Origin of the sequence: Hafnia paralvei ATCC 29927, from assembly GCF_001655005.1 — a bacterium.
Classification (GTDB): Bacteria; Pseudomonadota; Gammaproteobacteria; order Enterobacterales; family Enterobacteriaceae; genus Hafnia; species Hafnia paralvei.
Genome location: NZ_LXET01000063.1, coordinates 117123 through 142437, shown reverse-complemented (window position 1 = coordinate 142437; position 25315 = coordinate 117123). Strand labels below are relative to the sequence as shown.

At 47.8% G+C, this 25315-nt stretch carries 22 protein-coding genes; 13 read left to right on the top strand and 9 right to left on the bottom strand.

Going from position 1 to position 25315, the window contains the following annotated elements; genetic code table 11:
- Nucleotides 1–20: 20 nt before the first annotated feature.
- Nucleotides 21–686, bottom strand: coding sequence for a 6-phosphogluconate phosphatase (gene yieH, locus M988_RS20705; protein ID WP_008815715.1), 666 nt, complete (start codon nt 684–686; stop codon nt 21–23).
- A gap of 70 nt (nt 687–756) precedes the next feature.
- Nucleotides 757–2532, bottom strand: a complete 1776-nt coding sequence (gene adeD, locus M988_RS20700; RefSeq protein ID WP_064575552.1) for an adenine deaminase — start codon at nt 2530–2532, stop codon at nt 757–759.
- Between the two features lie 219 nt (nt 2533–2751).
- On the opposite strand from adeD, the gene M988_RS20695 reads away from it, so the two are divergent.
- A complete protein-coding gene (locus tag M988_RS20695) occupies nt 2752–4089 on the top strand; it encodes an NCS2 family permease (protein ID WP_008815717.1) in 1338 nt (445 codons plus the stop codon).
- 45 nt (nt 4090–4134) lie between these two features.
- On the opposite strand, the gene M988_RS20690 is transcribed toward M988_RS20695, so the two are convergent.
- Together M988_RS20690 and M988_RS20685 are read right to left on the bottom strand one after the other, a co-directional pair.
- On the bottom strand, nt 4135–4701 hold the full coding sequence (locus tag M988_RS20690) for an NADPH-dependent FMN reductase (protein ID WP_064575550.1): 567 nt from the start codon (nt 4699–4701) through the stop codon (nt 4135–4137).
- Nucleotides 4702–4801: 100 nt separating this feature from the next.
- Nucleotides 4802–5533, bottom strand: a complete 732-nt coding sequence (locus M988_RS20685) for a 4'-phosphopantetheinyl transferase family protein (protein WP_008815719.1) — start codon at nt 5531–5533, stop codon at nt 4802–4804.
- A 330-nt stretch (nt 5534–5863) separates the two neighbouring features.
- On the opposite strand from M988_RS20685, the gene M988_RS20680 reads away from it, so the two are divergent.
- Nucleotides 5864–6424 (top strand): TVP38/TMEM64 family protein, encoded by a 561-nt coding sequence (locus M988_RS20680; RefSeq protein WP_008815721.1) that lies wholly within the window; start codon nt 5864–5866, stop codon nt 6422–6424.
- 37 nt (nt 6425–6461) lie between these two features.
- Here the strand turns inward: M988_RS20680 and mnmE are convergent, their stop codons facing one another.
- From mnmE to rpmH, 5 genes are all read right to left on the bottom strand, one after another.
- On the bottom strand, nt 6462–7826 hold the full coding sequence (gene mnmE / locus M988_RS20675) for a tRNA uridine-5-carboxymethylaminomethyl(34) synthesis GTPase MnmE (RefSeq protein WP_008815722.1): 1365 nt from the start codon (nt 7824–7826) through the stop codon (nt 6462–6464).
- A gap of 89 nt (nt 7827–7915) precedes the next feature.
- Nucleotides 7916–9550, bottom strand: a complete 1635-nt coding sequence (gene yidC / locus M988_RS20670) for a membrane protein insertase YidC (RefSeq protein ID WP_064575548.1) — start codon at nt 9548–9550, stop codon at nt 7916–7918.
- 1 nt (nt 9551) lies between these two features.
- The gene (gene yidD / locus M988_RS22575; RefSeq protein WP_008815724.1) at nt 9552–9809 is read right to left on the bottom strand and encodes a membrane protein insertion efficiency factor YidD; all 258 of its coding nucleotides are present in this window, start codon (nt 9807–9809) and stop codon (nt 9552–9554) included.
- Nucleotides 9773–10132: a ribonuclease P protein component gene (gene rnpA, locus M988_RS20665; protein ID WP_004093963.1), complete on the bottom strand. Its 360-nt coding sequence runs from the start codon at nt 10130–10132 to the stop codon at nt 9773–9775. Before rnpA ends, yidD begins: the two co-directional genes overlap by 37 nt.
- A gap of 15 nt (nt 10133–10147) precedes the next feature.
- Nucleotides 10148–10288: a 50S ribosomal protein L34 gene (rpmH, locus tag M988_RS20660; protein WP_004093983.1), complete on the bottom strand. Its 141-nt coding sequence runs from the start codon at nt 10286–10288 to the stop codon at nt 10148–10150.
- 774 nt (nt 10289–11062) lie between these two features.
- Between rpmH and dnaA the strand changes: the two genes are divergently transcribed.
- The 11 genes from dnaA to M988_RS20600 all read left to right on the top strand — a co-directional run bounded on the left by dnaA (nt 11063) and on the right by M988_RS20600 (nt 25287).
- Nucleotides 11063–12463, top strand: a complete 1401-nt coding sequence (gene dnaA / locus M988_RS20655) for a chromosomal replication initiator protein DnaA (protein ID WP_008815726.1) — start codon at nt 11063–11065, stop codon at nt 12461–12463.
- A 24-nt stretch (nt 12464–12487) separates the two neighbouring features.
- Complete coding sequence (gene dnaN / locus M988_RS20650; protein WP_004093991.1) at nt 12488–13588, top strand: DNA polymerase III subunit beta; 1101 nt, start codon at nt 12488–12490, stop codon at nt 13586–13588.
- Between the two features lie 158 nt (nt 13589–13746).
- Nucleotides 13747–14823 carry a DNA replication/repair protein RecF gene (recF, locus tag M988_RS20645; protein ID WP_004093995.1) on the top strand — a complete coding sequence of 359 codons (1077 nt, stop codon included), beginning with the start codon at nt 13747–13749 and terminating at the stop codon, nt 14821–14823.
- Nucleotides 14824–14853: 30 nt separating this feature from the next.
- Complete coding sequence (gene gyrB, locus M988_RS20640; protein ID WP_061059374.1) at nt 14854–17268, top strand: DNA topoisomerase (ATP-hydrolyzing) subunit B; 2415 nt, start codon at nt 14854–14856, stop codon at nt 17266–17268.
- Between the two features lie 143 nt (nt 17269–17411).
- Nucleotides 17412–18227 (top strand): sugar-phosphatase, encoded by an 816-nt coding sequence (gene yidA, locus M988_RS20635; RefSeq protein WP_064575546.1) that lies wholly within the window; start codon nt 17412–17414, stop codon nt 18225–18227.
- A gap of 721 nt (nt 18228–18948) precedes the next feature.
- Nucleotides 18949–19647 (top strand): D-galactonate utilization transcriptional regulator DgoR, encoded by a 699-nt coding sequence (gene dgoR, locus M988_RS20625; RefSeq protein ID WP_008815729.1) that lies wholly within the window; start codon nt 18949–18951, stop codon nt 19645–19647.
- Complete coding sequence (locus M988_RS20620; protein WP_064575542.1) at nt 19644–20546, top strand: 2-dehydro-3-deoxygalactonokinase; 903 nt, start codon at nt 19644–19646, stop codon at nt 20544–20546. The genes dgoR and M988_RS20620 overlap by 4 nt, the downstream gene beginning before the upstream one ends.
- Nucleotides 20530–21147: a 2-dehydro-3-deoxy-6-phosphogalactonate aldolase gene (locus tag M988_RS20615; protein WP_008815731.1), complete on the top strand. Its 618-nt coding sequence runs from the start codon at nt 20530–20532 to the stop codon at nt 21145–21147. The genes M988_RS20620 and M988_RS20615 overlap by 17 nt, the downstream gene beginning before the upstream one ends.
- Nucleotides 21144–22292 (top strand): galactonate dehydratase, encoded by a 1149-nt coding sequence (gene dgoD, locus M988_RS20610; protein ID WP_008815732.1) that lies wholly within the window; start codon nt 21144–21146, stop codon nt 22290–22292. The genes M988_RS20615 and dgoD overlap by 4 nt, the downstream gene beginning before the upstream one ends.
- A 232-nt stretch (nt 22293–22524) precedes the next feature.
- Entirely contained in the window at nt 22525–23817 is a 1293-nt protein-coding gene (locus M988_RS20605) for an MFS transporter (protein WP_008815733.1), read from the top strand.
- A 186-nt stretch (nt 23818–24003) separates the two neighbouring features.
- Entirely contained in the window at nt 24004–25287 is a 1284-nt protein-coding gene (locus tag M988_RS20600) for a YidR family protein (RefSeq protein WP_064575540.1), read from the top strand.
- The last annotated feature ends 28 nt before the right edge of the window (nt 25288–25315 follow it).

The window sequence follows — 25315 nt, the reverse complement described above, 5'->3', positions numbered from 1 at the left end:
GTCCCTTAATGCGTCATTTGCTACTTGGTCAGTGACCAGCCTCTTGCGCGCCATAACTCAGGTAATTGGCGAAGATCGTCAAAAGAGGTAACGAGCGGGTGTTCAATGACTGGGTTATGAGCATCACCACAATAATAAAATACGGGAATACCCGCCGCGATACCTGATTGGACGCCTGATGGGGAATCATCAACTAGAATACACGCTTTAATATCTACACCCATTTCGTTGGCCGCGTGGAACATAAGGTCTGGGTCTGGTTTCCAACTCTGAATATCGTAGCCGCTATACAACCGGTCACCAAAATAGCCCAACATGCCGGTTGAGCCCAATGAGTTCTGCATTTTGCTGACGGGGCCGTTGGAGGTGGTGCACATCGGTACTGTAATTTGCGCTAATAGAGATTCTGCATGGGGAATCGGTTTTAGCTCGGTTTTAAACAGGCGAGCAACTTCATCGCGGTAAATCTGTTCCATCTCGTCACGATCTGATTCGAACTCATGTTCCTGCTTGATTCGCTCGATGATCTCATACAGCTTAACGCCTTTAAACTCCTTAAAAACGCGATCCAATGACAGATGTACACCGTAATGAGCGAACATATGAACGTAGGCTTTGCTGCACAGGTATTCGCTATCTACCAGCGTGCCGTCGCAGTCGAAGAAAATACAGCTGATGGGGGTCATTGGGCTTCCTTGTTTTCATGGCAGACGGCAAGCTTGCGTTGCCGTCGTCAGAGATAAACCAGAGCCCAGTTTAATCGCTTGGGGAAGAAAAGCGAGTCTCTGTAAATGCAAAGCGGTCTACGTCAAATAACCCTAAGCTTGTTAGCTTCAGTGATGGAATGACAGGCAACGATAAAAATGCCATCTGAATAAAAGGTTCGTTGAGCGTAACGCCGCAGGCGCGGCAGGCGGTTTTCAAATAGGAAATATCATCGGCGATGTCTGCGGCTGATTTATCGCTCATTAATCCTGCGATAGGCAAAGCAAGATGGCTTTTTACTTCCCCCTCGTCGGCGACGCAGAGTCCGCCTCCGTTTGCGATTAGCTGATTTACGGCCACAGCCATATCACGCGGATGGTGACCGATCACCACGATATTATGACTGTCGTGGCTTACCGTTGCGGCCATTGCTCCGCGTTGTAACCCGAAGTTTTGCAGCAGTCCCCGTGCTGGTGTTTTTTGATGACCGTAACGTTCCATTACGGCGATATGGCATACGTCGTCGTGATCAAATTTTTCTCCGAGCCAGGTAACCGGCAATGTGCAGGTGATGAGTTCGTTCGGGATAATCTGAATCGCGCGGTAGCTAACGCCGACTTCCAGCGGTAGTGCGAGTTCTGCTGCGTTAACAGGGTTTCGGCGAATCGTATTTTGCACTGGTGGTTGGGTTTGCTGGTGTTTCTGTTCACAGGTTTCTTTCAATCGCTGCGCGTCCACGACCTTGCCACCCACAATGACTTGCTGGATTACCACCTGCTGTACATCGGAAAGTAATACGATATCGGCTCTTTTCCCCGGTGCTATCAGACCTAGACGTTTTAAACCAAAATGACGAGCCGCTGACCAGCTTGCGACGCGGTAAGCCACGTGAGCAGGGATATTATGCTGATTAATCAGACGATAAATCAGTGCATTGATATGTCCTTCATGCGCGATTTCCCAAGGGTTACGGTCATCGGTGCACAGCATGCATTGCGGGCTGCTGAGTTCAGAAATTAACGGTGCTAGCGTATCCAGATTTCGTGCCGCTGAACCTTCGCGGATCATTAATGCCATACCGAGTGACAGTTTTTCGCGACCTTCTTGTAACGCCAAGGTTTCATGGCAGTTTTCGATACCCGCAGCGAGATAGCCATTGAGATTTTTGCCGCTTAGCATTGGGCTATGCCCATCTAACGTCAAATGACGGAAAGCGTCGAGCTTATCCATAATGTCGCTATCACCGGCAATCACGCCGGGAAAATTCATCATTTCTGCCAAACCTAGCACATGAGAATGATCGCGATATTTAAGCATCTCACTTAATGGGAACTCAGCACCATTGATGTCGCTACCCGACAGAGCCGGTACGCATGAACTGATCTGAACAAACTGGTTTTGTTGCGCCTGTTCCGCACAGCGTAAAAACCATTCCAATCCTTGTTCACCCATGACATTCACAATTTCATGGGGATCGCAGACGATGCTGGTTACCCCAAGAGGTAGAGTGGCGCTCTCAAACGTCACCGGCGTCATCATGCTGGATTCGATGTGCAGGTGGGAATCAATAAAACCGGGAACTGCGACCGCATTGTTTGCATCAATTCGCTTGTGGGCAACGGCACCTGCGTAGGCTGAGCCAACACCAGCAATGCTGTTATTACAAATAACGATTGGGCCGGATATTTCCCCGCCATTTATCAGGTCAAGGATGCGAACATTGTCAATAATGCAGTCGGCAGCCTCATCACCGCGTGAAACCGCCAGAAGGCGGATCATTTCTTCGCGCGAAAGCGATTGCGTATGTTTATTATTAATGCTTTCCATGCGAATTCACCCTTATTGAAAATGTTATTATCATTTTGATATTAAAGTATTTTTATTGATTTAGATTGATTATATGACGCCGTAAATAGGTCTACGTGATATGGCTCACTAATTTGGTGAGTAAAAAAACATCTCGAAATATGTGTGATGGGGATCATTATTTGGCACTTTTGGTATAGGATACTCTCCCAAAGCCAATATCCATCCGGATTTAATAGAATGAATAATTCAACTTCAAACTCTGCCCAAGGGCAGGGGCTTTTTGAGCGTGTCTTCAAGTTGCAGGAGCATGGTACCACTGCAAAAACTGAAATGATCGCCGGTATCACGACGTTTTTGACGATGGTATATATCGTTTTCGTTAACCCGCAGATTCTAGGTGCTGCAGGTATGGATACTCAGGCCGTGTTTGTTACGACCTGTCTGATTGCCGCTTTCGGTAGTATTTTTATGGGGTTGCTGGCTAATTTGCCTGTTGCCTTAGCTCCTGCTATGGGGCTGAATGCCTTCTTTGCTTTTGTCGTCGTCGGTGCTATGGGGCTGACGTGGCAAGTGGGTATGGGGGCTATTTTCTGGGGGGCAGTAGGTTTATTGCTGCTAACGATTTTCCGTATTCGCTATTGGATGATTGCTAATATTCCAATGAGCCTGCGTGTAGGGATCACCAGCGGTATCGGCCTGTTTATTGCCATGATGGGGCTGAAAAATGCCGGTATCATCGTATCGAATACTGACACTCTGGTTGCCGTTGGGAGTTTAACTTCTCATAGCGTTTTACTCGGTGCATTGGGATTCTTTATTATCGCGATCCTGTCATCACGCAACTTTCACGCCGCAGTATTAGTCTCCATTGTTGTCACTACGCTTATCGGTTGGGCTTTAGGAGACGTACATTATACTGGGTTGTTCTCGATGCCGCCGAACGTAACTAGCGTCGTGGGTCAGGTCGATTTGGCGGGAGCGCTGAATGTTGGTCTAGCGGGTGTGATTTTCTCCTTCATGCTGGTAAACCTGTTCGACTCATCAGGCACATTGATTGGTGTGACTGATAAAGCAGGATTGGCGGATAAAAACGGCAAGTTTCCGCGCATGAAACAAGCGCTATACGTGGACAGTATCAGCTCTGTCGTCGGTTCTTTCTTCGGAACCTCATCCGTTACCGCCTATATCGAAAGTACCTCTGGTGTTTCTGTCGGTGGTCGTACTGGCTTAACGGCCGTAGTAGTAGGGATTTTATTCCTACTGGTGATCTTCCTTTCGCCACTGGCTGGTATGGTTCCTGCGTATGCCGCGGCTGGTGCGCTGATTTATGTTGGCGTATTGATGACGTCGAGTTTGGCTCGCGTGAAGTGGGATGACCTGACCGAAGCGGTGCCTGCATTTATCACTGCGGTGATGATGCCGTTTAGCTTCTCTATCACCGAAGGTATCGCGCTTGGCTTTATTTCTTACTGCATTATGAAATTAGGCACAGGCCGTTGGCGTGAAATTAGCCCATGCGTGGTGATTGTTGCGCTGTTGTTTGTGCTGAAAATTGTGTTTGTTGACGCACATTAATGACTCGCTAGCCTAAACCTCCCCTACAAGGGGAGGTTTAATGCATCAGCCCACGCGACGCACATAATCTGCAAATGCTGAGAGCTGTTTGCCTAAGAATTCGATGGTTGAAGTATCTGTTAGTATGCCCTTCTGCTCATCCACTTTGCTCTGGATCACTCCCCCCATAAACTCTGGTTTATTCATGACTTGGCAGTCCAAGAACACCAAAATCTGACGTAAGTGATACTGACACCGAGCGCCGCCAATGGGGCCCATAGAGCTGGTCTGGATGGCGACAGGTTTACCTGCCAGCGGCTGATTAGGTAGGCGAGAAATCCAGTCGATCGCGTTTTTAAGTCCGCCTGGAACGGAGTAGTTATATTCTGGCGTCACGATAATCACGCCGTCTGCCTGACGGATTTCTTCGGCGATAGCTTCAATTTGAGCAGGAAAACCTTCATCTTGCTGAAGATCGGCATCGTAGAGAGGAATATCGCGAATGGAAGGCAGCGCTTCGATAGTTACGTGTTTAGGTGCAAGGTCGGGGAGCGCGTTTGCGACAATCGCATTATAGGAACCTTTACGTAGGCTACCCAATAAAGTAACAATTTTCAGTGGCTTATCTGACATAAGTTCTCCATTTCTTGATGTAATATAACCGAACTTCACTGAAGTCATCTTAGATCAATAATCAATCATAGAGTAGATAAGTTGATATCAGACTTATCATTCACAGGGTTTGTATTGGTGAATGACTAGTAAAGCGTAAGTAGGTGGTGGACTCTTTTAGCTCTGTATTTTTCTCTGCGGTGATATTTATCAGCTGATTATTTTTATCCATTAACCAGTAATTAAGCTGTCCAAGCGTTGGTGATTTACTGCATGCCCAAGCAATTTCACCCTGTATCGCACTAATGGTCTCGACCTGCGGCGTTGCTGTTGAACGTAATTTTCCTGCGTTAGGTTGAAGACGCAGGGTTTGTAAGCCGCTTGTTCCTAGCCCCGATATCTTAAGCACTGATTCGCGAATAGCCCAAAGCTGCGTTGTGGCCTCTAAACGGTCGGCCTGTCCATCGATCCAAATTTTTTCGCTGCTGGTAAGATGCTGCTGTTGAAGGTGAATAAAACCACCCTGACGTGCGCGAATAACTTCAACGTCCATGCCGACTTTACCATTGGAGCCGAGCATGACCGCAACGACACCACCGGCATATCCGAGGCTAAAATCTGGCAGCGTAGGATCAACAAAACAGGGCCTACCACTAGGAGCAATGGCTAAGCGTGGTAGCTTTTCGTAACCGTAAAGTTGAAACATGAGTTCTGCAAGTAGCGCGCGGCCATGCAGAAATCGTTCACGACGTTTGGGTGAATAGTGTAGTGATGTGGCAATCAGATCTTCGGTAAGACGATAAACGTCTAAGGGGCGGTTGGATAGATACCACCAAGCAAAATGATTCTCCATAGTCGCTCCCTGATTTACGGATGAATTGGTGTAAGAATGCTACCTAATAACTATAGCGTAAGCGTTTCTGGTCTCTGGATTATTTATCTAAGCAGAGTATTTAGTCACTCGATTTTATGTGAACTGTGCGGCAGCGCACTGATTAAACTAACAAATTCATCGTTAGCGCTACGTAAGCCCAATGGCATATTGGTCAGCGGAAAATGAAATGGGAATGAGGAGTTATGATGCAAAAGAAGGATTAAGCGGGGAGTCGCTTGGCTAATTTTATTAGTACTCGCCATTCTTCTACACAACAGCCCGCTAGGTGAGTGGTTCTCACATATCGAGATGTTACAGCAATGGATAAGTGTACATGGGTGGATAGGAATTATCGCTTATGTATTGTTGTTTGTTATTGCCTCACTGTTTTTGTTCCCCGGTAGCGTGTTAGTGATCGCTGGGGGCATTGTTTTTGGTACGTTTTATGGAACGATCATCTCATTGTTTGCTGCAACTTTGTCCTCCTCTCTCTCCTTTTTGCTGGCGAGATATCTTGGCCGCTCATGGTTGTTACAGCGTTTTAGTGGAAATAAAAAATTCGAGCAGATAGAGCAAGGTATTCAGCATTATGGTGTTGATTTCTTGATTTTTACCCGCTTAATTCCGCTATTTCCATACAATATTCAAAATTATGCCTACGGCTTAACGGGAATTCCTTTTTGGCGTTACTGTATGATTTCGTGTCTAACCATTCTGCCAGGAACGTTTATTTTTACTTTGATGGCGAGCGAGTTAGCTGAAAATGGCGTGACTCTAGAAGTAACGATGAAGTTGGTTCTTTGCGGAGTGGTTCTGTTTGTTTTAACACAAATAACGCGCAGAGTTTTCAGTAAACGATTCGCCAAATAGTAAAACCCGCCGATGGCGGGTTTTTAAGCGGAAGTGATCACTTACCAATACAGAAGCTAGAGAAAATTCTTCCTAGCAAATCATCAGACGTGAATTCACCGGTAATCTCACTCAGAGCCTGCTGGGCGAGCCGTAGCTCTTCAGCCAGTAATTCACCTGCATAGGCGCTCAATAACTGCTCCTTGCCTTGTTCAAGGTGCATAGCCGCGGTTTCCAGTGCCTGTAAGTGACGACGGCGGGCCAAGAACCCTCCTTCCATATTGCTGGTGAAGCCCATGCTTTGTTTTAGATGATCGCGCAGCACATCAATGCCTTCACCGGTACGAGCGGATAATCTGATTAGTGAGTAACCATTTACTTCGCTTAGTCCCAGCGTTTCTCCCGTCACATCTGCTTTGTTGCGCACGACGGTAATCGGCAGCGTTTTAGGAAGTCGAGCCATAAATTCTGGCCAGATAGTCGCAGGTTCAATGGCATCGGTGGTGGTACCATCAACCATAAACAGGACGCGGTCAGCCTGTTCGATCTCGTTCCAAGCACGTTCGATACCAATGCGTTCAACTTCGTCGCTTGCTTCGCGTAATCCTGCGGTATCAATAATATGCAATGGCATGCCATCGATATGAATATGTTCACGTAAGACGTCGCGGGTCGTTCCGGCAATATCAGTCACGATAGCCGCTTCGCGACCTGCGAGTGCGTTCAACAGACTGGACTTACCTGCGTTAGGACGACCAGCAATCACCACCTTCATCCCTTCGCGTAATAAACTGCCCTGGCGTGCTTCGGCGCGTACCGCCTGAAGTTCCCCCATAACACCGTTAAGCTGAGCCTCAATTTTTCCATCGGAGAGAAAGTCGATTTCTTCATCAGGAAAATCGATAGCGGCTTCAACGAAGATACGCAGATGCGTTAATGCTTCAACCAGCTGATTAACACGATTAGAGAAGGCGCCTTGCAGTGAGTTTACCGCAGAGCGAGCTGCTTGTTCTGAGCTGGCATCGATCAGATCGGCAATCGCTTCGGCTTGTGCTAAATCCAGTTTATCGTTGAGGAATGCGCGCTCAGAGAACTCTCCGGGGCGAGCGATTCGTACATTGGGCATCAGAAGAATGCGTTTCAGTAGCAGATCGAGAATGACGGGCCCGCCATGCCCTTGCAACTCCAGCACGTCTTCACCGGTAAATGAGTTTGGGCCAGGGAAATACAAGGCAATTCCTTGATCCAATACGCTGCCGTCAGCGTCTTTAAACGGCAGGTAATCTGCGTAGCGTGGCTTAGGTAATTTACCGAGTAACGCCATAGCGACTTCTTCTGCCTGACGGCCTGATATACGCAGAATGCCTACGCCGCCGCGTCCAGGGGGGGTTGCCTGAGCAACGATGGTGTCGGATTGGCTCATAGTCATACTCTCTTGTTACAAAATTAAATGCGTACCATAAAAAAAGGCGGTCAATTGACCGCCTTACTCAACTCAAATCATCGCGTGGATTATGATTTTTTCTTGTCGCGGCTGTGTAGGCCACGTTTCTCAAGACCACGGTAGATCAGCTGTTGCTGGAGGATGGTCACCAGGTTGCTGACGATATAGTACAGCACCAGACCTGATGGGAACCACAGGAAGAACACCGTGAAGATGACAGGCATAAACGTCATAATCTTCTGCTGCATCGGGTCAGTAACTGTGGTTGGCGACATCTTCTGAATGAAGAACATCGTGATACCCATCAGAATTGGCAAGATGTAGTACGGGTCTTGTGCAGCCAAGTCATGGATCCACAGCGCAAATGGAGCCTGGCGCAGTTCTACTGAGCCCATCAGCATGTAATACAGTGCCAAGAAGATTGGCATCTGGATGACGAGCGGTAGACATCCACCCAGTGGGTTAACTTTCTCTGACTTGTACAGCGCCATCATTTCTTGGCTCATGCGCTGTTTGTCATCACCAATGCGTTCACGCATTGCCGCCAGTTTTGGCTGCAGCATACGCATTTTCGCCATGGAGGTGTACTGCGCTTTAGTCAGCGGGTACATGATGCCACGAACGATGAAGGTAATGACGATAATCGAGAAGCCCCAGTTACCGATAAAGCTGTGAATGAATTTTAGCAGTTTAAACAGCGGCTGAGAGATGAACCATAACCAGCCGTAGTCTACGGTCAGATCCAAATGCGGCGCCACGGCAGCCATATCACTCTGGATTTCAGGACCGACCCACAGCGTTGCGTTCAGGTTTTTCTCAGTGCCTGGTGCAACAACAACCGGCTCTGCTTTAAAGCCAATCGCTGACAGTCCATTACCCAGATTTGCGGTATAGAACTGGTTGGTGCTGTTGGTTTGCGGGATCCATGCAGTAGCAAAGTACTGTTGCAACATCGCAACCCAGCCACCTTTGGTCGTGATATTCAGCGGGTCTTTATCAAACGCATACTTCTGATACTTATCATCGCTTGAAGAGTACGCCGCACCACGGAAGGTGTGCAGTGCAAAGTTGCTGCTGCCTGTGTCGCGGTGTTTAGGCAAATCAATAGACTGCTTCAACTGACCGAACAGAGTTAGATCCAGCGGCTGTGCGCTGCTGTTCTTAACTTTATAGTCCACGCCGATAGCATAGTCACCACGTTTGAGAACGAAGGTCTTGGTATAGACCACGCCGTCTTTCGCTGTGTATGTCAAAGGAATGCGCAGCTCGTCCTGACCGTTAACCAATTCAAAATTGGTTTGATCAGCGGTGTACAGTGGACGGTCACCGTTAGCTGGATTATCTGGACCATTTTTACCTGTCAGACCGCTTTGAGCCTGATAGATGAAATCTGGGGTGGTTTCTAACAGCTCAAATGGCTTATCAGAACCTAAAGTAGCTGGATACGCTAACAGGTTGGCCTGTTCGATATCACCACCACGGGTGTTAATGGTTAAAGACAGAACATCAGTCTTAACCGTAATCAGTTTACCCTGGCCACTTTCTGGCACAGCCTGACTAGATGCATCGGCTGTCGTGGTGTTCGCGGTCTGTCCTGCGGTCTGAGCGGTAGGCTGCGGATTGTTATCCGTTTGCCATGCTTGCCAGATCATGAAAGACACGAACAGCAGAGCGATGAGGAGTAGATTGCGTTGCGAATCCATCTTAATGTTCTCTGTTATCGTCAGTTTTCGGCGGCACGGGATCATCACCACCTGGGTTCAAAGGGTGGCATTTTAATACGCGTTTCAGTGTCAACCAACTGCCTTTTATCATTCCAAACCTGCTCAATGCCTCAATTCCGTACTGTGAGCAGGTTGGTCTGAAACGACAATGTGGTCCGAGCAGCGGACTAATGAAAAGCTGATACCCGCGTATCAGCTTTATTAGGATACGCGAGCTTGCCGACAATGACGACGCCATAACTTTTCCAAAATCTCTGTCAGCGCCCGATTATCGAGCTCCTGAACCCCTTTTTTAGCAATTACCACAAAATCCATGGCAGGCAGCGAATGTTGGCTTAAACGGAAGCTTTCGCGCGTTAAACGCTTAATCCGGTTACGCTCATGCGCACGCTTGACATATTTTTTAGCGACTGTAAGACCGATGCGGGGATGCCCCAGCGTGTTCATACGGCCGAGTATGGTAATTTGAGGAGTGCCGGCTCGTTGCGGTTGCTGGAAGACGAAATTGAAATGATTGGGAGTTAACAAACGTAACTCCCTAGGAAATGCTAGCTTAACCACAGAGGGTTAGCTTTATTACTTAGAAACGGTCAGACGAGTACGGCCTTTCGCACGACGGCGGGCCAGAACCTGACGACCATTTTTGGTTGCCATACGAGCACGGAAACCGTGTGAACGGTTACGTTTCAATACGGACGGTTGGAAAGTGCGTTTCATAGCGATTTCTACCTAAACTTAAATAATTACTGATCAGTAAACGCGTTTGGCTACTCGGCGTGAGAACGACCGACGCCTCAATCGCATATATAAAGAGGCGGGATTGTAATAATTGTACAGTCCTGAGTCAATTCTCATCGCAAGATAGCTCAACCGAATTTCACTAACGTGAGCCTCAATCACCGTCGCATCCCTAAATAGTCCCTAAGAGATACATAGGTTTGAGGCCTGTAAAAGTGATGAAAAAAACCACCAAACAGAACTCAGGCGCAACGCGTGGGTGGGAAATTATACGGACTCCCTATCAAAGCGCAAGGATCTAACCAAGATCCTTCTAGATAATGTGGCGATCCGTGATGCATTATTCACCAGCGAAATCTGAAAATATGGGATCTGTGGACGGTTTAACGCTGGACAAACGACATAAAAGTATAAACTCTTCATTTGAATCTTGCCTGTGGATAAAATCGATCTAATCTGTGCAGAAGGGGAGGATCTTCTGTGTGATTTACGCTATGATCCGCCATTCCGATTGCGATCCAGATCTTTGGTGCGTTGGAGATAACGAAATTTTATACATCGCGTTTAAAAAGCGATTCGTATGTGATGGTTTACTTGTGGGTAACCTGTTTATGATCTTTCCATTTATTAAGATCCCAGCATCTTTTGTGCGAAACAGAGCCTTGACGAGGTTCAAACGATCATATGCGTCAAAAAAAGTCAGTCTAAGTATCCTATTCATTTCTTTTTGATCTTGTTCGAGTGGAGTCCGCCGTGTCACTTTCGCTTTGGCAGCAGTGTCTTGCCCGATTGCAGGATGAGTTACCTGCCACAGAATTTAGTATGTGGATCCGTCCTTTACAGGCGGAACTGAGTGACAATACCCTGGCGCTGTATGCTCCTAACCGTTTCGTATTGGATTGGGTTCGTGACAAATATCTCAACAACATCAACGGATTGTTGAACGATTTTTGTGGTAGCGACGCACCTGTTCTCCGTTTTGAAGTTGGAACCAAACCTGCGACGGCTGCTATACCCGTTCAAAGTCCGGTGATGGCCAGTGTTTCAGCGCCGGTCATTCAGACTGCGGCTCGCAACGTAGCGCCTATGCGTCCTAGTTGGGATAACTCTCCCGCGCAGCCTGAATTGTCTTATCGCTCGAATGTGAATCCTAAGCATACGTTTGATAACTTTGTTGAGGGTAAGTCTAACCAACTGGCCCGCGCGGCGGCGCGTCAGGTGGCTGATAATCCTGGGGGTGCTTATAATCCGCTGTTCTTATACGGTGGTACGGGCTTAGGTAAAACTCACCTTCTGCATGCGGTAGGTAATGGCATTATGGCTCGCAAAGCCAATGCTAAAGTGGTTTACATGCACTCTGAGCGTTTTGTTCAGGATATGGTCAAAGCCCTGCAAAATAACGCAATCGAAGAGTTCAAACGTTACTATCGTTCCGTTGATGCTCTGCTTATCGATGATATCCAGTTTTTTGCCAACAAAGAGCGTTCGCAGGAAGAGTTCTTCCATACCTTTAACGCTTTGCTTGAAGGTAATCAGCAAATTATTCTGACGTCAGACCGCTATCCAAAAGAGATTAATGGCGTAGAAGATCGTCTGAAATCGCGTTTTGGTTGGGGGCTGACCGTAGCCATTGAGCCACCAGAGTTAGAGACACGCGTTGCGATTCTGATGAAAAAAGCTGATGAAAATGACATTCGTCTGCCGGGCGAAGTCGCCTTTTTCATCGCAAAACGTCTACGCTCTAATGTACGTGAGCTTGAGGGCGCACTGAACCGAGTGATTGCGAATGCCAACTTTACCGGCCGCGCTATTACCATCGATTTTGTGCGTGAAGCGCTACGTGATCTGCTTGCCTTGCAGGAAAAACTCGTCACCATCGATAATATCCAGAAGACGGTGGCTGAGTATTATAAAATCAAGGTGGCAGACTTACTGTCTAAACGCCGTTCCCGCTCCGTTGCCCGCCCGCGTCAAATGGCGATGGCGTTAGCAAAGGAGCTGACTAACCACAGCTTGCCAGAAATCGGTGATGCTTTTGGTGGTCGTGACCATACAACGGTCTTGCATGCCTGTCGTAAGATTGAACAGCTGCGTGAAGAAAGCCACGACATCAAAGAAGATTTTTCTAATTTAATCAGAACGTTGTCATCCTAATCAAATAACAGTCATCGTAGCGATATGAAATTTATTGTTGAACGTGAACATCTGCTAAAGCCGTTGCAACAGGTGAGCAGCCCGCTGGGTGGCCGACCAACGTTGCCTATTCTTGGTAATCTGCTGTTGCAGGTTGAAGACGGCCATCTATTGCTGACAGGCACAGACCTTGAAATGGAAATGATCGCCCGAGTTCCTCTTGCTCAAGAGCATGAGACAGGGGCAACAACGGTACCTGCGCGTAAGTTTTTCGATATCTGCCGTGGTCTGCCAGACGGTGCGGAAATCACCGTTGTTTTAGACGGCGATCGCATGCTGGTACGTTCTGGGCGTAGCCGCTTTTCTCTGTCTACGCTGCCTGCTGCTGATTTCCCTAATTTGGATGACTGGCAGAGCGAAGTGGAATTCACGCTGCCACAGGCGACGCTGAAAAAGCTGATTGAGGCAACTCAATTCTCTATGGCTCATCAGGATGTGCGCTATTACCTGAACGGTATGCTGTTTGAAACCGAAGGTGAAGAGTTGCGCACCGTGGCGACCGATGGTCACCGCCTTGCGGTATGTTCAATGCCTATTGGTCAGAGTGTGCCGAGCCATTCCGTCATTGTGCCGCGTAAAGGTGTTATGGAGTTGTCCCGTTTGCTGGATGGTGGTGAAACGCCGCTGCGCCTGCAAATTGGTAGCAACAATATTCGTGCTCATGTAGGTGGTTTCATCTTTACTTCTAAGCTGGTCGACGGTCGTTTCCCTGACTATCGCCGCGTATTGCCGAAAAATCCGGACAAAACGTTAAAAGCAGGTTGTGATGAGCTCAAGCAAGCATTTGCACGTGCTGCCATTTTATCCAATGAAAAATTCCGTGGCGTGCGTCTGTATGTCAGCCATAACCAGCTGAAAATTACGGCGAATAACCCTGAGCAGGAAGAAGCGGAAGAAATTCTAGACGTCAACTACGAAGGAACCGATTTAGAAATCGGTTTTAACGTGAGCTACGTTTTGGATGTGCTCAACGCTCTCAAATGCGAAGACGTGCATATGCTGCTGACTGACTCAGTATCCAGCGTACAGATTGAAGACGCGGCCAGCCAGTCGGCGGCCTATGTAGTCATGCCAATGCGCTTGTAACCATACCCATCATACTTCGAACTGCACGTGCGTTGGCTGCCTTCGTTCACCCAGTCACTTACTGACGTAAGATGCTGGGGATTCGCTCAGTGACCACCTTCTTGCAGCCCGAATTATTTAGGGTATATGAATGTTGGCTTTGCTCGGAATAGCTTTTGATGGCTTTAACGCGTCTGACGATCCGCGATTTTCGCAATATTGAGTCTGCGGATCTCGCTCCCGCTGAGGGATTCAACTTTCTGGTCGGTGCTAACGGCAGCGGAAAAACCAGCGTGCTCGAAGCTATCTATACGCTGGGGCACGGGCGGGCTTTTCGTAGCTTGCAAGCAGGGCGAGTGATTCGTCACGATCAGAATGAATTTGTGCTGCATGGCCGCATTGATACCGGAGCCGAGCGTGAGCTTTCGGTCGGACTGAGCAAAAGTCGGGCGGGCGATAGTAAAGTGCGTATTGACGGTAGTGATGGGCATAAGGTGGCTGAGCTCGCGCAAATGTTGCCGATGCAGCTTATCACGCCGGAAGGTTTTACTTTATTGAATGGCGGGCCAAAGTTTCGGCGCGCTTTTCTCGACTGGGGATGTTTTCACAGCGACCCTGGTTTTTTTGTTGCTTGGAGCAATCTTAAGCGGTTACTCAAGCAGCGTAACGCGGCGCTTAGACAGGTTACGCGTTACTCTCAACTACGTCCTTGGGATCAGGAATTGATTCCGCTGGCTGAACGTATTAGTGCATTACGCGCGCAGTACAGCGCGGCGATAGCGGAAGATATTAGCGCTACCTGCGCGCAGTTTCTGCCTGAGTTTGCGCTAACGTTTTCATTCCAGCGTGGTTGGGATAAAGAAAGCGACTACGGAGAGTTGCTGGAGCGTCAATTTGAACGCGACAGAGCTCTGACCTATACCGCAGTGGGTCCACACAAGGCTGATTTCCGCATCCGGGCAGAAGGTACACCGGTTGAGGATTTACTTTCCCGTGGACAACTGAAATTACTGATGTGCGCGCTGCGTTTGGCACAGGGTGAATATCTTACCCGCCACAGCGGTCGCCGTTGCCTGTACCTTATCGATGATTTTGCTTCTGAGCTGGATACCGGTCGCCGACGTTTATTGGCCGACCGTTTGAAGGCAACTGGCGCGCAGGTTTTTGTGAGCGCAGTAAGTGCAGAACAGGTCTCCGATATGGTTGATGAAAAGGGCAAGATGTTCCGCGTGGAACAAGGTAAAATAGCGGTTTAATCACAGTTTTTTAATGAGCGAGAAAGGCTGATGTCAAATACTTATGACTCCTCAAGTATCAAGGTATTAAAAGGGCTGGACGCCGTGCGTAAACGCCCGGGCATGTACATCGGTGATACCGATGACGGAACCGGTCTGCACCATATGGTATTCGAGGTGGTGGACAACGCGATTGACGAGGCGCTCGCTGGCTACTGTAAAGACATTATCGTTACCATCCATAGCGACAACTCGGTGTCGGTGCAGGATGATGGCCGTGGTATTCCTACTGGCCTGCATGAAGAAGAAGGTGTTTCTGCCGCTGAAGTTATCATGACCGTGCTGCATGCCGGTGGTAAGTTTGATGATAACTCCTACAAAGTTTCTGGCGGTTTGCACGGCGTGGGTGTTTCCGTGGTTAACGCCTTGTCTGAGAAACTGGAATTGGTTATCCGCCGTGAAGGTAAAGTTCACGAGCAGACCTACGCGCATGGCGTACCTCAATTCCCTCTGAAAGTGGTTGGTGACACTGAAACGACCGGTACAACCGTGCGTTTCTGGCCAAGTATGGAGACGTTCTCCAATCATACTGAATTCCAGTATGACATTTTGGCTAAGCGCTTGCGTGAGCTCTCTTTCTTGAACTCCGGCGTGTCTATCCGCCTGCGTGATAAACGCGACAACCGTGAAGATCATTTCCACTATGAAGGCGGTATCAAAGCGTTCGTAGAGTATCTGAACAAGAATAAAACTCCGATCCATCCAAACGTGTTCTATTTCTCTACCGTGAAAGATGATATCGGCGTTGAAGTTGCGTTGCAGTGGAACGATGGTTTCCAGGAAAACATCTACTGCTTTACCAACAACATTCCACAGCGCGACGGTGGTACTCACTTGGCCGGTTTCCGTGCCGCGATGACACGTACCCTGAATAGCTACATGGAAAAAGAAGGCTACAGCAAAAAAGCCAAAGTTAGCGCCACCGGTGACGATGCGCGTGAAGGTTTGATTGCGGTCGTTTCTGTTAAGGTTCCAGATCCTAAGTTCTCTTCTCAGACTAAAGATAAGCTGGTTTCATCTGAGGTGAAAACTGCGGTTGAAACCCAGATGAACGAACTGCTGGCCGAATATCTGCAAGAAAATCCGGGCGATGCAAAAATTGTCGTTGGCAAAATCATTGATGCAGCTCGTGCTCGTGAAGCGGCGCGTAAAGCGCGTGAAATGACACGTCGTAAAGGCGCATTGGATTTAGCCGGTCTGCCGGGCAAACTGGCTGACTGTCAGGAACGCGACCCAGCCCACTCTGAACTGTACTTAGTGGAAGGGGACTCTGCGGGCGGCTCTGCAAAACAGGGGCGTAACCGTAAGAATCAGGCGATCCTGCCGCTGAAAGGTAAAATCCTGAACGTTGAGAAAGCGCGTTTCGATAAAATGCTTTCTTCTCAGGAAGTTGCCACGCTGATTACCGCACTGGGCTGTGGTATCGGGCGCGACGAATATAACCCTGACAAGCTGCGTTATCACAGCATCATCATCATGACCGATGCCGACGTCGACGGTTCGCACATTCGTACGCTGCTGTTGACCTTCTTCTATCGCCAGATGCCTGAAATCATCGAACGTGGTCATGTGTTTATTGCTCAGCCTCCACTTTATAAAGTGAAAAAAGGTAAGCAGGAACAGTACATTAAAGATGACGATGCGATGGATCAGTACCAGCTTTCTATCGCCTTGGATGGTGCTGAGTTGCATATTAATGCGGATGCGCCAGCGATGTCTAACGAGCATTTAGAGAAGTTGGTGACCGAGCACTATCAGGTTCAAAAACTGATTGGTCGTATGGAGCGTCGTTATCCTAAGGCGCTGTTGAACCAGTTGATCTACCATCCAACGTTGGTGGAAGCCGATCTTGGCGATCAGGCTAAAGTTCAGCAGTGGATTGAGTCTCTAGTGAATATCCTGAACGAGAAAGAAGTTCACGGTAGTACGTACTCTGCGATTGTGACTGAAAACCGCGAGCGTCAGATGTTTGAACCGTCGCTGCGTATTCGTACTCATGGGGTTGATACTGATTACCCATTGGACTTCGATTTTATTCACGGCGCGGAATACCGTCGCATCTGCAACTTGGGCGGTACGTTGCGTGATATGATCGAAGACGGTGCGTTTGTGATGCGTGGTGAACGCCGCCAGCCGATTACCAGCTTCGAGCAGGCATTGGAGTGGTTAGTGAAAGAGTCTCGCCGCGGTCTGGCTATCCAGCGTTATAAAGGTCTGGGTGAAATGAACCCTGAGCAGCTGTGGGAAACCACCATGGATCCGCAGAGCCGTCGTATGCTGCGTGTTACTGTGAAAGATGCTGTGGCCGCTGACCAGCTATTCACCACATTGATGGGCGATGCGGTTGAACCTCGTCGTGCATTTATTGAAGAGAATGCGCTGCGTGCAGCAAACCTAGACTTCTAATCCTAAAGAAGTTAGCGAGAAGGGACGATTTATCGTCCCTTTTTTTATGTATTTGATCCTCATTTTTACCTCGCATAAGCAATGACAACCTGGCCTAGATTGATTACCGTTACACTATTATTCTGATCCGAAGGGAAAATGTGATGTCGATTAAACTGATTGCTATAGATCTGGATGGAACCTTACTTAATAACGATCGGGCGGTTGCCCCTGCGGTGAAACAGGCTATTTTGGCGGCTAAAGCTCAGGGCGTACACGTATTGCTGGCGACGGGACGTCCGTTTATCGGCGCACAGCAATATTTACGAGAGTTGGAGTTGGATAAAACGGGATGCTACTGCCTCTGCAATAACGGCGGTCTAATTGTTCATGCCGAAAATGGGGAACCGCTGTTCGAAACGCTGCTCGATTTTAACGACTATTTATACCTCGAATCGTTGTCGCACCAAATTGGCTCACATTTTCACGCACTCGATCATCACAAGTTGTATACCGCAAACCGCGACATTAGTAAGCACACGGTGCAGGAATCATTCATCACTGGAATACCTCTTTATTTCTGTCCTGTTGATGAAATGGATAAAAATACGTGCTTCCCTAAAGTGATGATGATCGATGATCCTGAGGTGTTGGAGAAAGCCATCGCACGAATTCCTCCAGAAGCATATGAACGCTATACCATAGTGAGAAGCAGCCCAAACTTCCTCGAAATCTTAAACAAAGATGCCGATAAAGGAAAAGGGGTTGCTCAAATGGCGGAATACCTAAATATTCCACGTGAAAATGTGATGTGTATTGGCGATCACGGCAACGATTTGGCAATGGTGAAATATGCTGGCGTTGGTGTAGCGATGGGAAATGCCGAGCCCTCCATTAAAGAAGCCGCTCAGTTTGTTACCACGACCAATCAGGAAGATGGCGTGGCTGTAGCAATCAACAAATTTGTATTTGAGAAGTAGAAGGTCATTGAGTTTTTTATAATTTCGCAACAGGGTGCTGGTTTTGACCTTTCAGTTACCGTCAGTTCTGTGAAAGGTTTCGTACGCCTATAACACCGAGTATCTCCTTAGCATCGTGTCTGCGTCCGAGCAAGGCGGCTCAATCGCCGCCGCCTTGCATCCCGGCTTGGCACCCCCTACCAGCCCGCTGCGCGGGTGCCCTCGTTTCATCATTTCGGTCTTAACGGAACGAACGGCAATCGCCATCCTGGCTCCTCCGTTCTTTCGCCTACATCCCTGTAGGCGAATCCTAACCTGCATGATTTACTCGGCTGAAGGTGCTCACACTTCAAATACACCTCACATCCCGTACGAGAAGAAAGCAAAACGGTGTAACTCGTACCTTCGGGCGCAAGGCCTGATGAGCCTGCATGATGTTTTCGAATAGGGTAGGCATCGTGTTTCCTTGTTTTTCAATACTAAACAGATCAGTAAATCAACGCCTACAAATTGAACTAATTAGCCCGACAAATAAACCCCAGATGATTAAGAGCAGTAAACTGTCAATAATTGTCTATTTTGTGATCCAAATTGTAGTACTAAATTATATTTTAACAATACAATGTGTGCATTGGTGAGTGTGATTGGTTTTCGTTTTGTACTTCACTGATGCGGTTATTTTATTCGTTTGGCGGTAAAGTATTGAGCGATTAGCCCATCTCTATCCAAACGGAAAAATACAATGAACAAGACTGAATTGAGCAAAACCGACCGCATCATCGTTGAAATGGGACGACAAATTATCAGTGGGAAGTATGTCCCTGGAGCGGCGCTACCTGCGGAGGCGGAGTTATGCGAAGAGTTTCAAACATCGCGCAATATTATCCGCGAAGTATTTCGTGCGCTTACCGCTAAGCGATTGGTTGAAGTGAAGCGATATCGAGGGGCTTTTGTTGCGCCTCGTAACCAGTGGAACTACTTGGATACTGATGTTCTGCAATGGGTACTTGCAAATGATTATGACCCTCGTCTGATTAGCGCATTGAGTGAGGTACGTAATCTGGTCGAGCCGTCAATTGCTCGTTGGGCTGCTGAAAGAGCAACGTCTAGCGAGTTGGCGGTCATTGAGGCCGCATTAAATGACATGACAATGAACCACCAAGATTTTGATGCATTTAACGAGGCAGATATTCGTTTCCATGAAGCCGTATTGTCGTCGGTACATAACCCAGTGTTACAGCAGTTAAGCGTTGCGATTAGTTCTCTGCAACGGGCTGTATTTGAACGTACTTATATGCCAGATGAAGACAACATGCCGAGAACATTACGTGAGCACCAAACTCTGTATGACGCAATCCGTCATCAGAATGCTGATGCAGCAGAGAAAGCAGCATTAGCCATGATCGCCAGCTCGACAAGGCGTTTAAAGGATGAGACATGAGTGAAAATTTTATAGCGATTGATTGGGGCTCGACAAATTTACGAGCATGGCTTTATGTCCAAGGGTTGTGCGTTGATTTTCTAAGCTCAGAATCCGGTGTCACTCGTTTACAAGGGCAGACGCCACAACAGGTTTTTAGTCACCTGATGCAGCCGTGGTTCCAAGATTATGGTGATCTTCCGGCTATTATGGCGGGAATGGTTGGCAGCAATGCCGGATGGCAGGTTGTACCTTACCTGTCCTGCCCAGTTGCATTAGGTGAGGTCACTCAACACCTGACAACAATCCGATCACCAAATTCTTCAGTGATCCATATTATTCCTGGGTTATGCATTAATCGTCCCGATAATTCCAATGTGATGCGTGGCGAGGAAACTCAGATTATAGGCGCTCACCAATTACACAAATCCTCACGTTATTTAATGCCTGGCACACATAGCAAATGGGTGCAGATGTCTGGTGATTATGTTGATGATTTTCGCACGGTAATCACGGGCGAATTGCATTATTTGCTGCTTCAACATGGACTTATTGGCATAGGTATCGGTGAGCAACATGTCTCACAGGATGCATTCCAGCAAGGGTTGGACATCGGATTTAATGATGCTGGCGTGATACGAAATCTGTTTGAAGTTCGTGCGGCGCATCTCCTTGGAAAGAGAAGTAAAGGTACGGTGAGCGATTGGCTGTCTGGGGTGTTGATTGGTAATGAGATTGCACAGATGCAACAGACTTACGCATTACACGCCAGCGACAGCGTAACGCTCATTGGTAGCCCAAAACTCAATGAACGTTACGCCACGGCTCTGAATTTCGCCGGTATTGCCTATCAAACGATTGACGGTGATATCGCGTTTCAAACTGGAATAAGGAGCATTGCCAATGCCTTGGGTTACTAAGTTACCGCTGATCGCGATCTTACGTGGGATTAAACCACAAGAAGTTGAAGAACATATTACTGCATTATTGACGGCTGGTTTTGATGCTATAGAAATTCCTTTGAATTCACCTGAATGGGAAAAAAGTATTTCCCTAGCTGTGAAGCTCTTTGGCCATCGCGCTTTAATTGGGGCTGGTACTGTCCTGAAAGGTGAGCAGGTAGATCTGCTGCATTCCATCAACAGTAAGCTCATTGTCACACCGAATACTTCCCCCGACGTTATCCGCCGAGCTGTTGGATATCAGATGCAGGTCTGTTGTGGTTGTGCAACGGCGACAGAAGCATTTCAAGCAATAGAGGCTGGAGCTCAGGCGCTGAAAATTTTCCCATCGGCGGCATTTGGCTCTGACTATGTAAAAGCACTTAAGGCGGTTCTTCCTGAAACGGTACCCGTGTTCGCGGTGGGGGGCGTCACACCGGAAAACCTGCATGAATATCTTAATGCTGGTTGTGTCGGAGCAGGATTAGGCAGCGATTTATATCGTGTTGGGCAGGATGTGCAACGTACGGCTCAACAGGCACAGGCTTATGTGAAGGCCTATAAGGATGCGGTGAAATGAAAATTACTAAATTAACTACCTATCGTTTACCCCCAAGGTGGATGTTTCTGAAAATTGAAACTGATGAAGGCATTGTGGGGTGGGGAGAACCGGTTATTGAAGGTAAGGCCAAAAGCGTTGAGGCTGCTGTTCATGAGCTTGGCGAATATATTATTGGTCAGGATCCAGCGCGAATTAATGATATTTGGCAGACACTCTATCGAGGAAGTTTCTACCGCGGTGGCCCTATTCTGATGAGCGCAATCTCAGGAATCGATCAGGCGTTGTGGGATATCAAAGGAAAGGCGTTAGGGGTTCCTGTCTATCAACTGCTTGGTGGTTTGGTACGCGATAAAATTAAGGCTTACAGTTGGGTGGGGGGGGATCGTCCTGCCGACGTTATTGATGGTATTAAGAAGCTGATGGCGGGTGGGTTTGATACTTTCAAGCTCAATGGCTGTGAAGAGATGGGTATTATTGATAATGCTCGCAAAGTTGATGCGGCTATAGCGGTTGTGGCTGAGATCCGAGCTAAGTTTGGCAATACGATTGAGTTTGGTCTCGATTTTCATGGCCGCGTTGATGCGCCGATGGCCAAAATCTTAATCAAAGAACTTGAGCCTTATCGTCCGCTCTTTATCGAAGAACCGGTGCTTGCTGAACAAGCAGAATACTATCCACGCCTTGCTGCCCAGACGCATCTGCCTATAGCGGCGGGGGAGCGCATGTATTCTCGGTTTGATTTCAAGCGAGTGCTAGCGGATGGTGGTTTAGCCATTGTACAGCCCGATCTTTCCCATGCAGGGGGAATTACCGAATGCTTTAAAATAGCGGCGATGGCAGAAGCTTATGACGTTGCTTTAGCACCGCACTGCCCGCTAGGGCCAATTGCATTAGCGTCATGTTTGCATTTGGATTTTGTTGCACGCAATGCGGTGTTGCAAGAGCAAAGCATGGGGATTCACTACAACCAAGGCGCAGAGCTCCTCGACTACGTGGTCAATAAAGAAGACTTCAACATGGTTGATGGGTATTTTTCACCGCTCATGAAACCAGGCCTTGGCGTTGAAATTAATGAAGAGAAGGTGATCGCATGCAGTAAGAATCCACCAGACTGGCATAACCCGGTTTGGCGATACTCTGATGGTGCCGTTGCTGAATGGTAATTAACTTTCGTCATTGAACTTGTATCTGCGTTAGCTACTTTCGGTCACCCGAATCATTTGCTTGCCGCCGTGATACAAATCTAATTTTTTAGTTAACCATAGAAGTTAAAAATACGAATAACAATAACAAATAGTCGATGGCGTATTTTCTCCGCCGGGGATTCGTGCGCCTAAAAATCGCCTGAGCTAACAGGCTAATAAAAATATAATTAATCCGATAAGTGAGAAGAACATGAGTGATATAACACTATCTTCCGCACCAACTAAAAGGCGTTATTTAACGCTACTGATGATTTTTGTGACTGTAGTAATTTGCTATGTTGACCGTGCTAATTTAGCCGTGGCTTCGGCACATATTCAGGCCGAATTTGGTATTAGTAAATCAGAAATGGGATATCTCTTTTCTGCTTTTGCATGGACATATACTCTGTGCCAAATACCTGGTGGCCGTTTTCTCGATCGTGTAGGTGCAAAAACAACCTATTTTGTTGCCATTATGGGATGGTCTATAGGGACTTTATTTCAGGGATTTGCGAATGGTTTAGTCTCGCTTATCACACTGCGAGCGGTGACTGGAATGTTTGAGGCTCCCGCATTTCCTACCAATAATCGTATCGTAACCAGTTGGTTTCCTGAGCAAGAGAGAGCATCCGCGGTCGGTTTTTATACTTCTGGCCAGTTTGTTGGGCTCGCATTTCTGACACCGTTACTGATTTGGTTGCAGGAAATGACCAGTTGGCATTGGGTATTTATTGTTACTGGTGCGGTAGGTATTCTCTGGGCGGCTTTATGGCGTTTTGTCTATCAGCCTCCGCGTAAAAGTAAATATGCTAATCAGGCAGAGCTTGACCATATTGCTAACGGTGGCGGTATGATTGATGGTGATGTTGCGGCAGGTAAAAAAATGGCTGCGCCGTTAACCATATCAGACTGGAAATTGGTATTTCATCGTAAACTGGTCGGGGTTTATATTGGTCAGTTCGCCATCGCCTCGACGTTGTGGTTCTTCCTGACGTGGTTCCCTAATTACCTCACGCAAGAAAAGCATATCACTGCTTTGACCGCAGGATTTATGACAACCGTACCGTTTATGGCCGCTTTTGTGGGCGTTATTCTTTCAGGAGTTGTGGCGGATAAACTACTAAAGAGTGGTAAGTCGATTGGTTTTGCGCGTAAGACGCCGATTATTTGTGGTCTATTGTTATCAACCTGCATTATGGGGGCCAATTATACTAATGACCCTGTGTGGATCATGATACTGATGGCATTAGCGTTTTTTGGTAACGGATTTGCATCTATTACGTGGTCGCTCATTTCTTCTTTAGCACCTATGCGTTTGATCGGACTCACCGGTGGCGTATTTAATTTTATTGGTGGTTTAGGAGGAATAACGGTTCCATTAGTTGTTGGTTATTTAGCCCAATACTATGGTTTTGCTCCATCATTAACTTATATTGCGGTGGTGGCGTTAATGGGGGCGCTTTCCTACATATTGTTAGTCGGAGATGTGAAACGTATTGATTAAACCCAATGCTCCCTTGGATTATCTCTGTGGGAGCAGGTCGTTTCTGGTCAATGCCTATCCCCGACAAGACCTCTCGTCGGTATTTTCTGCCTGAATGAGAAATACATCGGTAAGCTTCTGTGATTGAGGTCTTCGCTTGGTTTATGCTAGTGAGATAATGCGTTTATTTTGCTGAAGGAATCCACCATGTCTCGCTATGCTGAAAAACAGCTCACGTTCGATCCGCGAGGGCATCAGCTCACCAATATTAATGTCTGGACACCTGACAGTGAATGGTTAGCTTACGACGTTCGCCCTAGCGGCTCCTCTTTTACAGGCTTGTGTATTGAGCGGGTCAGGGTGGCTGATGGTCAGGTGGACGTGGTGTATCGTGCTCAGCATGGGGCTCATGTCGGCGTGGTGACGGTTAGCCCACAACAACCAACGCGTTACGTTTTTATTCACGGACCAGAGCATCCAGATTCTCACTGGCATTACGATTTTCACCATCGTCGCGGAGTGATTGTCAGTGAACCCGATAGAGAACTGGCTGAAACGCTAGACGCGATGGATATTACCGAGCCTTATACCGCAGGTGCCTTACGTGGTGGGACACATGTGCATGTTTTCAGCCCTGATGCGACCCGCCTTAGTTTTACCTACAACGATCATGTTATGCATGAAAAAGATGTGGCGCTCGATCAGCGTAATGTTGGTATTGCTTTACCACTGCATGCGGTTAACGTGCCGAAACAGCATCCCCGTGAATATGATGGGAGTCATTTCTGTGTTTTGGTTAGCCAGACAACCCCTCACCCACAGGTGGGAAGCGATCAAATTTCTCGAGCCTATGAAGAGGGTTGGATTGGCGACGAAGGCTATTTAAAGCCAGACGGAACCCGTCAGCGTTGGGCATTGGCTTTTATCGGTGACACTGTGGCTCAAGATGGTCAAAAAATCCCTGAAATATTTGTAGTCGATTTACCTGCGGAGGATTCGGCTTACGCCGAGGCCGGAGAATATCCACTTCAGGGCACGGCTGACAGATTACCTGCTCCGCCAGCCAGTGTTCAGCAGAGACGAATCACTTTTACCCATCAGCGTAAGTATCCAGGGTTGGCCACGACACCACGCCATTGGCTGCGATCTTCTCCCAACGGGGATGAAATTGCCTTTTTAATGCATGATGATGCGGGGATTGTACAGCTATGGACAATATCCCCTAACGGGGGCAACCCTCGTCAGATTACACATGGGAAACATTCAGTGCAGTCTGCGCTAAGCTGGCATCCTAATGGCGAGTCGTTGTTCTTCGCGATGGATAACAGCATTGTGCGCTGTAGTGCAAAATCTGGAGAGATTACCCGTTTGACGTTGCGTTCTGAACAACCGCCATGTGCTGAATCTGTGGTTGTCTCACCGGATGGAAAAAAAGTTGCCTATATGCGTGAGATAGACGGTTGGCCACAGCTATTTGTGGTGAATCTCTGATAATAGCGTGCCTGAGCATTCGGCTTAG

Excerpts from the sequence above, each read along its gene's own strand:
- M988_RS20685 (WP_008815719.1), bottom strand. The coding sequence starts at position 5,533 with ATGGAGAATCATTTTGCTTGGTGGTATCTATCCAACCGCCCCTTAGAC.
- M988_RS20620 (WP_064575542.1), top strand. The coding sequence starts at position 19,644 with ATGAGTGAAAATTTTATAGCGATTGATTGGGGCTCGACAAATTTACGA.
- rpmH (WP_004093983.1), bottom strand. The coding sequence starts at position 10,288 with ATGAAACGCACTTTCCAACCGTCCGTATTGAAACGTAACCGTTCACAC.
- recF (WP_004093995.1), top strand. The coding sequence starts at position 13,747 with ATGGCTTTAACGCGTCTGACGATCCGCGATTTTCGCAATATTGAGTCT.
- M988_RS20690 (WP_064575550.1), bottom strand. The coding sequence starts at position 4,701 with ATGTCAGATAAGCCACTGAAAATTGTTACTTTATTGGGTAGCCTACGT.
- adeD (WP_064575552.1), bottom strand. The coding sequence starts at position 2,532 with ATGGAAAGCATTAATAATAAACATACGCAATCGCTTTCGCGCGAAGAA.
- dgoR (WP_008815729.1), top strand. The coding sequence starts at position 18,949 with ATGAACAAGACTGAATTGAGCAAAACCGACCGCATCATCGTTGAAATG.
- yidD (WP_008815724.1), bottom strand. The coding sequence starts at position 9,809 with ATGGCGTCGTCATTGTCGGCAAGCTCGCGTATCCTAATAAAGCTGATA.
- M988_RS20605 (WP_008815733.1), top strand. The coding sequence starts at position 22,525 with ATGAGTGATATAACACTATCTTCCGCACCAACTAAAAGGCGTTATTTA.
- dnaN (WP_004093991.1), top strand. The coding sequence starts at position 12,488 with ATGAAATTTATTGTTGAACGTGAACATCTGCTAAAGCCGTTGCAACAG.
- M988_RS20680 (WP_008815721.1), top strand. The coding sequence starts at position 5,864 with ATGTTACAGCAATGGATAAGTGTACATGGGTGGATAGGAATTATCGCT.
- yidC (WP_064575548.1), bottom strand. The coding sequence starts at position 9,550 with ATGGATTCGCAACGCAATCTACTCCTCATCGCTCTGCTGTTCGTGTCT.
- M988_RS20615 (WP_008815731.1), top strand. The coding sequence starts at position 20,530 with ATGCCTTGGGTTACTAAGTTACCGCTGATCGCGATCTTACGTGGGATT.
- gyrB (WP_061059374.1), top strand. The coding sequence starts at position 14,854 with ATGTCAAATACTTATGACTCCTCAAGTATCAAGGTATTAAAAGGGCTG.
- M988_RS20600 (WP_064575540.1), top strand. The coding sequence starts at position 24,004 with ATGTCTCGCTATGCTGAAAAACAGCTCACGTTCGATCCGCGAGGGCAT.
- yieH (WP_008815715.1), bottom strand. The coding sequence starts at position 686 with ATGACCCCCATCAGCTGTATTTTCTTCGACTGCGACGGCACGCTGGTA.
- M988_RS20695 (WP_008815717.1), top strand. The coding sequence starts at position 2,752 with ATGAATAATTCAACTTCAAACTCTGCCCAAGGGCAGGGGCTTTTTGAG.
- mnmE (WP_008815722.1), bottom strand. The coding sequence starts at position 7,826 with ATGAGCCAATCCGACACCATCGTTGCTCAGGCAACCCCCCCTGGACGC.
- dgoD (WP_008815732.1), top strand. The coding sequence starts at position 21,144 with ATGAAAATTACTAAATTAACTACCTATCGTTTACCCCCAAGGTGGATG.
- yidA (WP_064575546.1), top strand. The coding sequence starts at position 17,412 with ATGTCGATTAAACTGATTGCTATAGATCTGGATGGAACCTTACTTAAT.